Source organism: Cyclobacterium sp. SYSU L10401, from assembly GCF_010993705.1.
GTDB lineage: Bacteria > Bacteroidota > Bacteroidia > Cytophagales > Cyclobacteriaceae > Cyclobacterium.
In genome coordinates this window covers 471,951-486,816 of sequence record NZ_WOFO01000002.1, presented here as the reverse complement: position 1 = coordinate 486,816, position 14,866 = coordinate 471,951, and the positions used below count along the sequence as shown (strand labels likewise).

11 protein-coding genes are annotated in these 14,866 nt (G+C 44.8%); 7 read left to right on the top strand and 4 right to left on the bottom strand.

Annotation, left to right across the window (positions count from 1 at the left end; genetic code table 11):
• Positions 1-22: 22 nt before the first annotated feature.
• Positions 23-895 carry an alpha/beta hydrolase gene (locus tag GL182_RS06975; protein WP_163378921.1) on the top strand — a complete coding sequence of 291 codons (873 nt, stop codon included), beginning with the start codon at positions 23-25 and terminating at the stop codon, positions 893-895.
• A gap of 213 nt (positions 896-1,108) precedes the next feature.
• Here GL182_RS06975 and araD1 read toward each other — a convergent pair whose 3' ends face one another.
• The 4 genes from araD1 to GL182_RS06955 all read right to left on the bottom strand — a co-directional run bounded on the left by araD1 (position 1,109) and on the right by GL182_RS06955 (position 7,207).
• Positions 1,109-2,071: an AraD1 family protein gene (gene araD1, locus GL182_RS06970; protein WP_163378920.1), complete on the bottom strand. Its 963-nt coding sequence runs from the start codon at positions 2,069-2,071 to the stop codon at positions 1,109-1,111.
• 243 nt (positions 2,072-2,314) lie between these two features.
• Positions 2,315-5,254: a PVC-type heme-binding CxxCH protein gene (locus tag GL182_RS06965; RefSeq protein WP_163378919.1), complete on the bottom strand. Its 2,940-nt coding sequence runs from the start codon at positions 5,252-5,254 to the stop codon at positions 2,315-2,317.
• 122 nt (positions 5,255-5,376) lie between these two features.
• On the bottom strand, positions 5,377-6,645 hold the full coding sequence (locus GL182_RS06960) for a hypothetical protein (RefSeq protein ID WP_163378918.1): 1,269 nt from the start codon (positions 6,643-6,645) through the stop codon (positions 5,377-5,379).
• Positions 6,632-7,207: an RNA polymerase sigma factor gene (locus GL182_RS06955; protein ID WP_163378917.1), complete on the bottom strand. Its 576-nt coding sequence runs from the start codon at positions 7,205-7,207 to the stop codon at positions 6,632-6,634. The genes GL182_RS06960 and GL182_RS06955 overlap by 14 nt, the downstream gene beginning before the upstream one ends.
• A gap of 224 nt (positions 7,208-7,431) precedes the next feature.
• Between GL182_RS06955 and GL182_RS06950 the strand changes: the two genes are divergently transcribed.
• The 6 genes from GL182_RS06950 (at position 7,432) to GL182_RS06925 (ending at position 14,856) form a co-directional block, all read left to right on the top strand.
• A complete protein-coding gene (locus tag GL182_RS06950; protein WP_163378916.1) occupies positions 7,432-8,841 on the top strand; it encodes a Gfo/Idh/MocA family protein in 1,410 nt (469 codons plus the stop codon).
• Between the two features lie 213 nt (positions 8,842-9,054).
• Positions 9,055-9,921 (top strand): sugar phosphate isomerase/epimerase family protein, encoded by an 867-nt coding sequence (locus GL182_RS06945; RefSeq protein WP_410492709.1) that lies wholly within the window; start codon positions 9,055-9,057, stop codon positions 9,919-9,921.
• A gap of 213 nt (positions 9,922-10,134) precedes the next feature.
• Positions 10,135-10,689: a Uma2 family endonuclease gene (locus GL182_RS06940; protein WP_163378914.1), complete on the top strand. Its 555-nt coding sequence runs from the start codon at positions 10,135-10,137 to the stop codon at positions 10,687-10,689.
• 217 nt (positions 10,690-10,906) lie between these two features.
• Positions 10,907-11,977 carry a putative zinc-binding metallopeptidase gene (locus tag GL182_RS06935; protein WP_163378913.1) on the top strand — a complete coding sequence of 357 codons (1,071 nt, stop codon included), beginning with the start codon at positions 10,907-10,909 and terminating at the stop codon, positions 11,975-11,977.
• Positions 11,978-12,200: 223 nt separating this feature from the next.
• Positions 12,201-13,043: an alpha/beta hydrolase gene (locus GL182_RS06930; protein ID WP_163378912.1), complete on the top strand. Its 843-nt coding sequence runs from the start codon at positions 12,201-12,203 to the stop codon at positions 13,041-13,043.
• Between the two features lie 493 nt (positions 13,044-13,536).
• Positions 13,537-14,856, top strand: a complete 1,320-nt coding sequence (locus GL182_RS06925) for a hypothetical protein (RefSeq protein WP_163378911.1) — start codon at positions 13,537-13,539, stop codon at positions 14,854-14,856.
• The last annotated feature ends 10 nt before the right edge of the window (positions 14,857-14,866 follow it).

The following is a 14,866-nucleotide window of genomic DNA, read 5'->3' as shown; positions in this document are numbered from 1 at the left end:
ATCTTAAATCAACCCGCTAAAAATGAAGTACTTTTTATTTTCCTTGTTAAGTTTGTTGTTGTGTAACTGCATATATGCGCAGGATTTTGAAATACAGCCTACAGCCAACTTTGATCAGGTAAGAACTGGAATTCCCAAGGGAAAAATAGATACCATACAATATGCCTCAAAAACGGTGGATACCGTCCGCAGGGCTTTCGTCTACTTGCCCCCAGGTTATTCCGAAACAAGGAAATATCCTGTTTTATATTTATTGCATGGCATTGGAGGAGATGAGGAAGAGTGGCTAAGAGGAGGGAGGCCACATGTTATTTTGGATAACCTCTATGCCGATGGAAAAATAGAACCCATGATCGTAGTATTGCCCAACGGCCGGGCGATGAAGGATGATCGTGCTGCGGGAAATGTGATGGCCCCTGATAAAGTAGAGGCCTTTGCGACTTTTGAAAAAGACCTGTTGAATGATCTCATCCCTTTTATGGAAGAAAACTACCAGGCCAAAAAAGACCGGGAGAGTAGGGCCATTGCCGGTTTGTCCATGGGAGGAGGGCAATCTCTTAATTTTGGCCTTGGTAACCTGGATACTTTTGCCTGGGTAGGCAGTTTTTCAGCCGCCCCGAATACCAAAGCGCCTGATGAATTGATTCCCGACCCTGAAGCAGTTGGGGATTTAATAAAGGTTTTGTGGCTCTCCTGCGGAGATGGAGACCGGCTTTTGCGATTCAGTGAGCGCACCCATGAGTACCTTGACCAACATAATATTCCCCATATTTATTACATCGAACCCGGTGGACATGATTTTAAAGTATGGAAAAGTGGGCTCTACCTTTTTTCCCAATTGCTCTTTAAACCGGTGGCCCCATCGGTTTTCGGAAGTTATGAGGTTTCAAACTGATTTAGTTTTAATTAAGGAAGGTATCTTAACCATTAAACTCCTTCAAATTTCCTTTCAACCTATCGCCTGTGGTGCCAGAGCTCGCCGAAGGCCAATCTCCTTAAATCCTCCCCCTCAAACCGGTGCCTGAGCCTGTCGAAGGTCAATCCCCTACAACTGCTTCAGCGGATTCACCAAAGGCTTCCCCAACTCCGGAATGGATATTTCAAACCTCTACAACTGCTTTAAAGGGTTGATCAATGGTTTTCCAAATTCCGGAATCTGTATTTCGAATCGATCCTCGTCCTGCACCTCGATCCCATCGGCAAAGCTTGCCACAGCCGTACCAAAATAATGCACATGTACATCCCCGGGTTGCCGGAAAAGCTCATATTTGAAATGGTGGTGTTCCAGGTTGGCTATATTGTGACTCATGTTGGCATTTCCTGTTAGAAAATTCTTTTGCCAGACCACTTTACTTCCCCTTTTTATCGCACTTACTCCCTCCAGGTGATCCGGCAGTTCGCTAATCAGCACCTCAGGACCGTATGCACTGGCCCGGAGTTTGGAATGAGCCAGGTAAAGGTAATTGATTTTTTCCATTTTGTGGTCTGAAAACTCATTGCCCAGGGCGAAGCCCACCCGAAAAGGATTGCCATCGGGGTCAATAACGTAGAGTCCTGCCAGTTCGGGTTCTTCTCCGCCATCCAGGGCAAAGGAAGGGGAGACCAGGGGATGACCGGAGGGTACCACACATAAGCCGTTGCCCTTGTAAAACCACTCGGGTTGCACGCCGGGTTCGCCATCCACCATTTTGCCACCTTCCAGCCCCATCTGAAACATTTTCATGGAATCGGTCAGTTCATCGGGCGCTGCACTTTCCAGTTTCTGGTGCATCTTGTCCCGGGAGGCGGCAGATCCCAGGTGGGTCAGTCCTGTTCCAGTAATCCACGACCGATAAGGGTCTGGATGCGCCAGGGGCAGCAGGATTTGGTTATTGGAGATCAGGGGCTCATAGGGCACCTTTTCCTTGCCTACCAATGCTTCAACCAGTTCAATGAGGGACTTGCCCGTATCAAAGGCCTTATGGGCCAAGGCATAGGTGCTTTTAATATCCTTTAAAACACGAAGATGATCCCCGTCTACCAGTCCTACCTGGGAGGTGTTGTCCTTATTTTTAAATTGTACGATTCTCAATGTTTTATGGATTTAGGGTTAGAAAAGGGAGAAGTTAGCATGGTCAGGGATAAAAGACAAGAAAATAGGCATCTAAACGGATTTCTCAATTCGGAAAAAGGAGCGGCTGTTTCTCCTAAACAGAAATTTTCCGATTACCCAACGTCTGATTACCAAAGAAACTATTTTCGTTCCCCAGCCCATCAATCTGGTTCCTGTGGTGCCTGAGCCCGTCGAAGGCAGCCTGCCGAAGGGCAATCTAATTCAATCCCCCTTCGAATTCAACCCCTCCAAATAAGCCGTAAGATGTGCCACATCGCTTTCATTCATGTCCAATTCACCAGGTTCCGGCATGATGCTGCGGGCAAACCGCTTCCGGGAGGCAATATCTTCGGAAGGTATATTGTAGGCTTCATTTTGCATGCCTTCCAGTACCACAATGGGCCCATCTGCCTGAAGGAACCCGGCAGCTACCGTTCCATTTTTTAAGGTAATCAGCCACATTTCATAGCCAAAAGCTACCCCTGCACTGGGATGGATGATGGCATCCAATAAGCCCTCCTGGTCCAGTTTGGCTCCGATCATGCTCAGGTCAGGACCAATGTTCCGGCCTTCCTCACCAATGCGGTGACAGGTGGTGCATTTGCCCTGATAAACCAGCTTTCCTTTGGCAGGATCGCCTTCCAGGGCTGTAATTTCCGATACGGATAGCGCATCAGGTTTGGAGGCATGGGTGAAATAATCTCCCGCCAGTACCCGTGTGGCTTGCTCCGGATTTTGGAAGATATCCGGGCTGATTTCCGTTATCAGGTCTTCCGAAAGGGCCTTTTTCTCTGCCAGGGCCAGCAACATGATGCCCCCGATACGGTCACCTGCCATGGCTTTTCCTGCCTTGATTTTTTCGGCTTTGGAAGTAGTAGTATTTTCCAGAATGGCTTTTAGTGCCAGCATCTCTTCCTGAATTTCCGGGCTGAGATTGGCTTCCAGCTCCGGTATTTCCATGGCAAAGGCATTCCATTCATTGTTTCTGCGGTAGCGCAGCCACCACAAGGCCCGGTCTTTTACCCCCATCATATCAGATGCGGCTAATTCCTGCATGGCATTGACCGCTTCCTGCTCATGGATAAAACCAAGTGCAGCTACCGATTGCTGGCGCTGGGCAGCGGACAGTTCTGGGGAAAGGGCCCTTTCTTTTAAGCTTTCGATGGCTTGATTCGGATGCAGGCGCCATATCAGGTCGGCATATCCGGGTTTCCAGTTTAGGGCATCACCTCCCAATTCTTGCTGCAATACCGGGAAAATTGTTTCTTCCTTTCCCTCCATGGCCAGGCCCAGTGCTTCCACATAATACCTGTCATTGCCTTCATGTTGGGATGCCAACTCCACCAGGGTCTCTTCTACTTCATGCTGAGGCATATCCTGAAGGGCCAGCGCCACTTCACGGCGAACTGCCGGAGATGGATCGCTGCTCAATTGACGGGCATGGGGTAAAAAATCAACCTTTGCCTGACGCAAAGCACGGAAAGCGGTTATCCTTAGGTCCGGATTGTCGGCATCCAACTGACTTTCAACGGCCGCTATTCCTGCCTCACCCATCGTTGCCAACAGCCATATGGCACGCGCCCGATGGTAGGGATTTTCATCGTTCAAAATTTCCTTTACCGCATCTACAGCTGCGTCTCCTTTTTCAGCCAACAGCGCAAAACCCGCATTTCGCACATTAACGGCAGGATTCAATAGTGCTGCTATTTGCCCTTGCGTGCTGTTCAGGTCGATTTCAGGTTTGGGCAGGTTTTTACCCTTGGGGGTAATGCGGTAAATTCTTCCATAGCCGGTACTGTCGATCATGCGATGGCCTCCCACCATTCCATCGTACCAATCGGCCACATAGATGGCTCCGTCCGTGCCCACCAGCACATCACTGGGCCGAAACCATTTAGACTTATCTTCATCTGTGGACCGGCTTTGTGCTTCTTCCACCTCTTCTTCCCTGAGGGAGGTGATCAGATTATGGCGTTTTAGTTTAAATCCGGCTCCCGTTGGTTCAGGTTTGTAGGCTAAAATCACATTACGGCCGGCCTCGCCTGCAAGTAAGGTACCGCGATATTTTTCTCCCATTAAATCACTTTCGTAAAAGGTAACTCCGGTAGGCGATCCTGCACCCGTACTGTCTCCCATTGGGATGACTCCCGGATCATCCTGGTGCCAGTGAGCGGTTACGGTGGACTGACCCGGTCGGCGGTCTGCCTGCCATCGCCGTGATCCATCCGCATTGAAATAGCCCATATTGCCCCCTTCCATCAGCCAGGAAACCCGTACGCCTTTATTTCCGTCGTCGTCGTTGTCATTTTGCCACATATTCCCGTAAGAATCCAGGGCTAACTCATAGGAGTTTCGAAAATTATGGCCCAGCACTTTCATGCCGGTGCCGTCCGGATTGACCCGCAAGGCAATGCCGCCTACCCACATTTTTCCATCGTCGCTGACCATGCCCGGTTTGTTATCCTTCATATGCGGAGAACCCCCATTGTACAAGCTTCCGGAGCGGAGTGTCCAGCCGCTTTTATCCGTCACAATATGTGGCCCTGCATTGCCGGCATTGAAGTAATAGTTACCGTCGGGTCCGGCCACCACTGCATGCAGGCCGTGGTCATGGTCCAATCCCCCAAAGCCTGTTAAAAACACTTCTTTTTTATCCGGTTTATCATTCCCGTTTTCGTCGGTATAAATGATAATGGAGGGACCACTGGAAACGATGACTTTGTTGCCAATAACCGAGATGCCCAATGGGGCGGTCAGGTCCCTGTCCTGCACGAATACTTTGGAAGTTTCCGCTTTTCCATCTCCGTCTTTATCTTCCAGAATCATCACCCGATCCCCTGCTTCATGGTTTTTGAATTTTTCCGGATCATTTCGGAACAAGCGGTAATTTAACGCTTCGGTCACCCAAATTCGGCCCCGGGCATCCACATCCATATTGGTAGGATTAAAAAACTGGGGCGATTCTGCCCATAGGGTGGCTTCCAAATCTTCCGGTAAATACAATTGGGTACTGTCTGAATAATATTTTTCACTCAGGGAAAAAGGAGTTTTCGGTTCCTCTTTTTTACAGCTGAAAGTGAACAAGGAAGTGACCAGAAGGGTCATTCCATATAAGACTTTTTGAAAGATTGATGGGCTTGAAGTAAGCAAATTATTAGGCATGTTGGGTGAAATTTAATTGGCCAATTGAGGGCGTTTATACCATGATTAGTTTACAATTAGCTTTAAAAGTAACAAAAAATGAAATCAAAGGAAAGTATTGTTTTTTCAGATCGTCACGATTTTTATTCTTTTGGAAACAAATGGTAATTGAGCCCGAAAGAGATGCCCATCAGGTGATACCGATGCTCCTCGCCACCAATAGGTTGGATTCCTTTCCAATATTCCCCTTCCAGATAGGTGGAAAACCGTTTGCCTATTTCATAGCTAAAACCCAAACCACCCTGAAGATAGGACAGTTGCCAGGTATCTGGAGGAAGCGAAGTGGAAATGCCTAATGATGAGGCAAATATTGGCTTATTGTAAACAAAGTTTTGATCGCCAATATGATGGACAAGAAGTCCAACTTTGAAATTCATCCCAAAATTACCCATGATCTTTTGATGGTACTGCAGGGAAAGGGGCAAGAGCAGCTGTCTGGTTTCAATCTTTATGTTTTCAACCGTATAGGTTACCTCCGACCAATCGGGGAAATGCACCAGGTTTTCAGTCGGATAGTCCTCCCCAACCGCAATGTAATTAACGGTATTGCCACCCATCACCCCCGCAGATAAAGACCATTTTTGGTTGACCACCAGTGCTATTTTCACACCCGGGAATCGCCAGGAAAATAATTCTTCCGAATAGGGTAAGCGCGTGGAACTGAAGCCATCTACCGGATACAACCAACTGACAACCGGACCTACCGTTACATCCCAATGCAGTGGTTCTTTAATTTGGTTAAAGTCGCCTGTACCTTTTACGACGCTGGAAGGAGGGATCAATGTTTGGTCATCAATTTTCAGCAAATGGCGCATCAGCTCCGGATCGCTGTAATGATACTGGTGTCTGCTTTGGGAGTGCTGCTTCATCGCTTTCCATTTCACACCCTGCTGATCAGGGAAAATTGGAATAGGTTCTTTCCTTTCAAGAGTACTGTTTATTGTTCTGGTTTTTCCTGCCACCGGCAGGCTATTGGAATCCACCGGTTTTTCCCTTTTCTTTTTTAAGTCGGCTGGATCAGCCTGTTCCTTTTTGGCCAGTTTTTCTTTTCTGGAGCTATCCATTACCGATGGAAACCCCTTGGGTTCCGCTACCAAGGGGGAAGGTAGTGCTGGGGATTGACTTTCTGCTAATGAAAGGTTTTCCCCTGGTATTTCCGCGGTGAAGGAGGGATATAAAAGGTAAAGGCCCAGTATAACGATACCTGAAATGGCAGCAAAACCCCACCAGGATTTCCACCAGTAGTTTTTGCTTAATTGAGGAGCAAAATCAGCCCAGGCTTTTTCGGTAAACACAGGACGATAAGCTTCTAGTTTATCTTTAAATATGCGATCCATTTTATCCTTTTCCATAGGTCTGATGCGTTGAATTGGTAATAGTGGCCAATGCCTGCTGAAGTTTTAGCCTTGCCTTGGAGAGATTAGATTTGGAAGTACCGATGGAAATTCCAAGTTTTTCAGCAATTTCCTTGTGGCTGAAAGCTTCTACCACATATAGGGTAAAGACCATCCGATAGGCCGGAGGGAGGCATTGCACCAATTTAAGGATATCTTCAGCATGCAATTGGGATAGGGTCTTTTCAGCATCCGGCCGGTCTACCTCCTGCACGATTTCCACATGTTGGTCATTGTATTTTTTATTTTTCCGATAATGATCAATAGCCGTATTAATTAAGATTTTTCTTAACCAGCCGGCAAAGGATAGGTCAGGTGAATACCGCTTGATCTGCGTGAAAACTTTCAGGAACCCGTCGTTCAGAATTTCTTTGGCTTCTTCAGGACCGGATGAAAAGCGAGCGCAAATACCCATGGCGTAGGGATAGGTATGTTTGAATAGCTCATATTGTGCTTGGGATTGGCCCTGACAGCATTGGTCGATGATTTTTTTTAGTTTAGGGGAATCGTGCAGGTTCATATGTAACTACCTCACGTTAAAAAGGAATGGAGGGGTTGCCTGAGGGACAAAATAAGTTATGATTGCGCCATTGAATGCCATAGGAAGGAATAAAAGTGTTCAAGAAAATATACAGAAACATGCTATCCGTGGAAAAAGAGAAATTCTAAAATAGTTGTTTTCATTTTAAAAAATTAAAATAAATGATTATTATCCTGATCAAACAGGACTAATTACCATACCTCATGACAAAACGCAGAGAATTTTTGAAGAAAACCGCTTTTAGTTCGGCAGGAATTACCATTGGCGGTTTGGGATTCAGTGCAAAAAGTTATGCCTCCATTATAGGTTCGAATGAGCGCATTAACCTTGCCCAAATTGGAATCCGAAACCAGGGTACCGTACATATCAACAATTATTGCAACCTGAAGGACAGTCACAATGTGGTTTTAAAGGTGCTTTGCGATACTGATGAAGCACTCTTTGATTCCAAATCCAGGATAGTTGCCGATAAGACCGGTACCAGGCCTGAGCTGGAATGGGATATAAGGAAGGTGTTGGAAAACAAAGAAATCGACGCGGTATCTATGGCTACACCCAATCACTGGCATGCCTTGGGGACTGTTTGGGCCTGTCAGTCAGGAAAGCATGTCTATGTGGAAAAGCCTGCATCCCATAACCTATGGGAAGGTAGAAAGATGGTGGAAGCTGCCCAAAAGACTGGGTTGACGGTGCAGGTGGGGTTGACCAACAGGGCCTATAATAATGTAAGGGAAGCCATGCAGTTCCTTCATGAAGGAGGTATCGGAAAGCTATACATGGCCCGTGCGCTTACGTACAAATTACGCAATTCCTACGGCACCGCAAAAGATTCCAAGCCCCCGGCCAATTTCCATTACGACCTTTGGTTGGGCCCGGCACCTTACCGCCCCTACAATGAGAAGCGCAGTCACTATAACTGGCATTGGTTCTGGGATACGGGAAACGGCGATTCGGGAAACACAGGTACCCACCAGCTGGACATTGCACGTTGGGGACTTCAGAAGCATGAACATCCCGAAACCATTTATTCCATGGGAGGATTATACGGGTTCAATCAGGATGAATGCCAGCCCGACAACTGCACCCCCGGCACCATGGTTTATGGAGATGTGGAAACCTATGGGCATGACAAGAGCATGCAGGAAACCCCCAATATCCAAACTGCCTTGTTTAAATATTCAGATGGGACCCTTCTTGAATATGAGGCCCGGGGCAGGTATACCAACCAGGAGGGGAGCGACGGCAAGGAAGTGGGTAACCTCTTTTACGGATCGGAGGGTTGGCTGGAAATCGCCGGTAATAGCTGGAGAGCGTTCCATCAGGGGGAATCCCAACCATTTGCCAGCTCAAAAGACAGCAGTTCTGCGCAGGAGGCCACGCTGTTCTCCAATTTCATTGAATCAATCCGTTCCGGGAATCAAAAGCTGCTACAGTGTGATATGCGGGAAGGTTTTTACTCCAGCGCCTTGCCCTTGCTGGCCAATATTTCCTACCGGGTAAAGCGTGAACTGAAATTTATGGGAGATTATGAAAAGTTTGCCAACGATTCCGAGGCGGATACCTTACTTTCCAGGATATACCGGGAGCCTTATTCCATTCCTATTCCGCTTTGATAGATCAATCTTTACATATAGTTATTTACATTCGGAATTTTGGAGCTTTTCAATTTCGCATCATTTTCTCTGGCCGTTCCAATCGACGGTGTTGCCAATTTTAAAGTAAAAACCTTGATTTTACTCTCCTGAATTATCTGGATATAGCGTATATTTAGCTATTTGAATGATTTAATTCCAATTGAAATGTTTCTAATACAAAAAAATAAAACAATGTTAAGAAAAAAGAAAATATTTACTACCCTGTTTATCCTCCTGATGATCAGCGTGGACAGCCTCCTTGCACAAGGCAACCGACCCATTTTCGAGGAAATGCCGGGTATGGTTTCCTATACCTACCGGGATAGCTTTTCCAAAGACGTGGCTGCCACCCTGGACACCTTGCAGGCCATGGGCATCAAAGACATGGAATTTTCCAACCTCTTTGGTAAAACCGCTGCTGAATTGAGGCAATTGCTAGATGAGCGGGACATGTTTTGCTCTTCTTTTGGGGTCGGTTATCCAGACTTGGTCAATAAAACACAAGAGGTGGCGGAGAATACCAAGACCCTGGGTGCTAAATTTGTCCGTGTGGCCTGGATACCCCATGAGGCACCTTTTGGACTTTCCGATGCCGAAAAAGCCATTGCGGATTTTAACAAAGCAGGAAAAATTTTAAAGGAAGAGCATGACCTGACCTTTTGTTACCATAACCATGGATACGAATTTTATCCCCATGAAAATGGGACCCTTTTCGACTACATGATGGAGCAGACCGATCCGGAATATGTAAGCTATGAAATAGATATCCTGTGGACTTTTTTCCCCGGTGCAGACCCTGCCGCTCTGATCAATAAATACCCCGACCGCTTTAAATTGATGCATCTGAAAGACCTTAAAAAAGGCGTGGAGGGGAACATGTCAGGAGGTACCCCGAAAGAAAATGACGTGGTGCTGGGTACGGGCCAACTGGACCTTCCCGCCATACTTAAAGCAGCAAAGGAAGCGGGCATTGAGCATTTCTACATAGAAGATGAAAGCCCGATATATTACCAGCAGGTGCCCAAATCCATGGCATTTTTACAGGGTTTGAGGTATTGACTTTACCAAATTACCGTCAAGAAATCTTCTTGAATGGAAAATCCGTATTGCCTTGTGTCAATCCAGCAAACGGGACCATGACAGCCAATCTGGTTTCGCGATGGAGAAGGTTTTGATCGTGTTGATTAGCAGGGTATATCCGGACTCAAAATTTGAATGCTTGATTTTAGCCGTTTAATTGGCTAACTTCAAGAAGGTAAATTATTGGATACCATGGCAACTGAAGTAGTGAAGCGCTTGATCAATGTGGATGAATATTACAAAATGGCTGAAGTTGGGATTCTAAAGCCTGAAGACCGTGTAGAACTTATAAACGGCGAAATATTTAAAATGAGCCCAATAGGAAGCAGGCATGCAGCAATAGTTAATTATTGCGCAAAGGTAATGAATCAGCTTTTCGATGGAGAAGCTATTGTTAGAATTCAAAATCCGATTAGAATTGGTCATGACAATGAGCCTGAACCAGATATTTCCCTACTAAAATTTAGGCCGGATTATTATACTTCAGCACATCCCAGGCCTGCCGATGTATTGGTACTCATTGAAGTTGCCGGTTCTTCCATCAAGTTTGACAGGGAAGTGAAAGCTCCGCTGTATGCTGCACATGGCATTCCGGAATGCTGGATAATTGATCTGGTAAACAATCAAATCGAATTCCTTTCCAAACCACAGGGGGATACCTACACCGAAACTCGGGTTTTTGTGCCTGGTGATGAGGTATGGCTAATAGGTAAAAGATTCTCTGTGAAAGAGTTGCTTATTTTATAGTAAAGTAATATAGGATATAAATTGAAAAAGTTGAATAGGGGACTTTTTCCTTTCTGGAAAAGCTTAGGCATAAAGATTTTTATTTGGTTGGAGGTAATGCATTGTCGTTGTTGTCTGGCCATCGGGTTTCTGTGTAACTCGATTTATGCTTCGAAGATCCTTTTTAATTAAAATATTTGTGGTTCAAAAATTGCTTATATTATATCAAACTTGAACCATGAAACTTTTCCAATGCAAGCATTGCCTGAAGCCCGCCTATTTTGAGAACACAAAATGCAGCCATTGCGGAACCCTATTGGGGTTTGATCCCGAAAAATTGGATTTGGTAGCCCTTTTCGAACAGGGAGGCCGTGCTCCCTTGATTGATTCAGCAGGTAATCCGTTTAGGTATTGTCTGAATCGACAGCATGAGGGATGCAATTGGTTGATTCCAATGGCTTCCACTGACGGTTATTGCCAGGCTTGTGTCCTTAACCAGATCATTCCGGATCTTTCAAACCCAGCATACAAAAAACGGTGGCAAACCATAGAAAATGCCAAACACAGGCTCTTGTATGCGATTTTGAGGTGGAATCTACCCTTTAGTTCAAAGGCACTGAACCCTGCAAGTGGTCTGGGATTTGAATTTAAGGCAGCGGGAGAAAATGAACCGGTGATAACAGGGCATGCCTCTGGCGTTATCACCATGAATATTGCAGAGGCAGATGATGTAGAAAGAGCAATGGCCAAAAAACAAATGGATGAGGTGTACCGTACTGTTTTAGGTCATTTCCGACATGAAATCGGTCATTATTTTTGGGATATTTTGATTAGCGGATCGGATAATTTGTCTGGTTTCAGGGATTTGTTCGGGGATGAAAGGGCTTCCTATCAGCAAGCACTTGAAAAGCATTATCAAAAATCTGGTCCAAATGGTTGGCAGGAAAATTATATTTCAGCCTATGCGAGTGCTCATCCATGGGAAGATTGGGCTGAAACCTGGGCTCACTACCTCCATATAGTAGATACTTTGGAGACAGCCTACTCATTTGGTTTGACTTTAGCCCCCAGACTTTCTACAGGTGTTCCCCTTATGTCCAGTTCAATTACCAAAGACGCCTACTGTTGTTCGGATTTTGAACAAATAATTGATCAGTGGATTCCACTTTCTCTGGCATTAAATAGTTTGAATCGAAGTATGGGACTACAGGATAGCTATCCCTTTGTGATCAATCCAGAGGTAAAACTAAAATTGACATTTGTCCATCAGGTCATTCAGGGTTTGTCTCAACGTTTCAGGCTATCCTGATAATAGCCTTTTATAGGTTCATTTTTGAAAAAGGGGGTATGTTTCAGAAAGTAAAGCGTTAAATCCATTTAGAAAGTATGTAGAATCAAATGCATTTTCGCTGATACCAGTGGTAAACTGATGTATATAAAAAATTTATCTTTTATTTTTATTAAAATGATGAAATATAATTTTTAAATTCCCTGATTATTTTATTTTTACTGAATAAAATTATTTCTAAGGAATGAAGCATCTCAAATATTTTTTTCTTTGGTTCATTTTAATTTTGGTCTCCTGTATCCCGCAGGAAAATGGGCCGCAGCAACAAATAGACCTCGGTTTTAAAGCCATTTCTAATGTGGCTTATGGTGATCATGACCGGCAGGTGTATGACATTTATTTGCCCGCAAATAGAAATGAAAATACTTCTACCATTTTATTGATCCACGGTGGAGGATGGATGGAAGGAGATAAGTCCGATATGAATCCTTTCAGGGACTTTTTACGGGATCAATTGCCAGGTTATGCCGTGGTGAATATGAATTACAGGTTGGCCGATCAATTCCATTCGCCCTACCCCATGCAATTGGAGGATATTACTTCGGTGATCAGCCATTTGGAAAGTAACCGGAACGATTACCAGATTGGAGAAAAGGTGGGCTTTGTAGGAGCTAGTGCAGGGGGGCATTTGGCCCTTCTTTGGAGTTATACCCAAGATGTAAAGGAACAAGTGAAAATGGTTTGCAGCATAGTGGGCCCTACAAACCTGCAGGACGAAGCCTACCTGAATACCCAAAACCCAGAACTCAAAGAAATGCTTGACCTATTTGGCGATGATGAAGAATTGCTCAGGGCGGCAAGTCCCCTTTTTCAGCTGCATGACAAAGCTCCCCCAACCATCCTTTTTTATGGGGGGAAGGATCCCCTTATCCCTAATAGTCAGGGTATTTCTCTCAAAGAACGGCTGGAAGAATTACAGGTAATCCATGAATTTCATTTTTATCCCAATGAAGGGCATGGTTGGATTGGGCTTAACCTATTGGACGCTTCTTTAAAGCTTAAGATATTTATAGAAAAGAACTTTTAAGAAAATAGTATTTTTTTTATGTGTTTATAATTGTTTTTAGTGGCCATAACTTGTCCCGATTTATCGGGATAGCCTATCCCGACTCTAAGGTGAAACTCGCAAGCTCCCAGCACAGCTATCTGGGTTATCGTGGCATTCCACGCTTTAAAATTCTTTTCATGCCTGTTTGCCTGGGGCAGGCTCACTTTTAAATCTTGAAATTCATTTGAGTTCCCCAATGATTCTTATCCAAAATTCATTCAGTTTTGAAATTTAGATTTCTCCTGAATGATTTTTACAGGTATAGGTTGTACATCCCATGAATTAAAGCATTCATTTTATTTGAAAAAAATCACTTAAAAAATTTTGCTTGTAAATTCTTTATTCAACTTAAAATGATGGGTGGTGAAAATGATGGTTAATATTGGTTTTGAGATAAATGAATGGTCTCAAAAGTTTTTATTCCTTTTAAATTTTGATAATTTGAAATTTGAAAGAAACCAAAGGCTATCGCATGAGATACAGTTTAATCATTTTTTTATTCTTTTTTAACGCAATAAATACCATTGGTGGTGAAGATTCTTTGAGTAGAAGCAGCAATAGCATTCCCTTATATCTGGGGCATGATTACGGCAATGATAAAAGCACACTTGAACTTCTTCAACAACCGCAACAGGCATTAAAACGGGATACAACCTGGTTAAAAATTGGAGGAGCTTTTCGGTTAAACAATCTATATACCCACTATGAAGGACAGACTTTTCCGTTGGGCACCTTTCTGAGAAATGAATGGACATGGGATACCTGGAGACTCAATGTGGATGCCTATAGTGAGGGTATACAGCTTTCCTTTGAATACCGTTTTTACCCCACTTTCAATACCCATTTTTTAAAATACGGCTGGCTGGGTTATCGCTTTACAGAAAATACCCACCTTAAATTGGGTATTACTCAGGTCCCTTTTGGTTTATTGCCCTATGCCTCCCATAGCTGGTGGTTTCAGTTGCCTTACTATCTCGGGCTGGAGGATGACCACCAAATGGGATTTCATTTGTCTCATAAGGCCGATACCTGGCAACTGGATGGGGCCTATTTTTTACTATCGGAACCCAGAGGGACCAATGAAGCTACTTTTGGCGCTTTTTCTACCGCCAGGTATTCCTATGATGTGGTACCTGTTCCTGGAAATTCCAATATTGAGCGCCATCAGGTAAACCTTAGGGCAGCTAAGAATTGGTCAGATCATGAAACGGGCCTATCCGTTCAGTGGCACGAGTTGTATAACATGCAAAGCGGTCATTCCGGATCCCATTGGGCAGCTGCGGTTCACCATGATGGAAATTGGGGACCCTGGAACCTGAAGGCAGAAGCCATTTACTATACCTACAGTGATGTGAGGAACGATGCAGGAGAGGTGTTGGATGTTGTACAGATGGGGGCCTATGGTTTCGGGACTTATGACGTGGCCAACAGTGCGGCACTTTATGTCTTGGGCCTGGCCTATGACATTCCACTGGAATGGGGACCCATAAGGCATATCCAATTATACAATGATTATACCCTGATGCAAAAATTCACATCGGGACCTGCCGGGGAATACCGAAAATCGCAACAGAATGTATTTGGAGCCCTGGTATCAGCCGGTCAGGTATATGCGTATTTTGATGTGGCCATGGGCTATAATCACCCCTGGTTAACCAATGCTTTTGGAGGAAATGCATTGGGGACAGGTAGGGGAATGGATTACAGGCAACCTGTATCAGCACTCAACCCAACTGCTTCTGATCCAGGTTGGAATACACGTTTGAACATAAATATTGGTTATTATTTCTAAATAAAAGATT

Excerpts from the sequence above, each read along its gene's own strand:
- GL182_RS06975 (WP_163378921.1), top strand. The coding sequence starts at position 23 with ATGAAGTACTTTTTATTTTCCTTGTTAAGTTTGTTGTTGTGTAACTGC.
- GL182_RS06965 (WP_163378919.1), bottom strand. The coding sequence starts at position 5,254 with ATGCCTAATAATTTGCTTACTTCAAGCCCATCAATCTTTCAAAAAGTC.
- GL182_RS06960 (WP_163378918.1), bottom strand. The coding sequence starts at position 6,645 with ATGGAAAAGGATAAAATGGATCGCATATTTAAAGATAAACTAGAAGCT.
- GL182_RS06955 (WP_163378917.1), bottom strand. The coding sequence starts at position 7,207 with ATGAACCTGCACGATTCCCCTAAACTAAAAAAAATCATCGACCAATGC.
- GL182_RS06950 (WP_163378916.1), top strand. The coding sequence starts at position 7,432 with ATGACAAAACGCAGAGAATTTTTGAAGAAAACCGCTTTTAGTTCGGCA.
- GL182_RS06945 (WP_410492709.1), top strand. The coding sequence starts at position 9,055 with ATGTTAAGAAAAAAGAAAATATTTACTACCCTGTTTATCCTCCTGATG.
- GL182_RS06940 (WP_163378914.1), top strand. The coding sequence starts at position 10,135 with ATGGCAACTGAAGTAGTGAAGCGCTTGATCAATGTGGATGAATATTAC.
- GL182_RS06935 (WP_163378913.1), top strand. The coding sequence starts at position 10,907 with ATGAAACTTTTCCAATGCAAGCATTGCCTGAAGCCCGCCTATTTTGAG.
- GL182_RS06930 (WP_163378912.1), top strand. The coding sequence starts at position 12,201 with ATGAAGCATCTCAAATATTTTTTTCTTTGGTTCATTTTAATTTTGGTC.
- GL182_RS06925 (WP_163378911.1), top strand. The coding sequence starts at position 13,537 with ATGAGATACAGTTTAATCATTTTTTTATTCTTTTTTAACGCAATAAAT.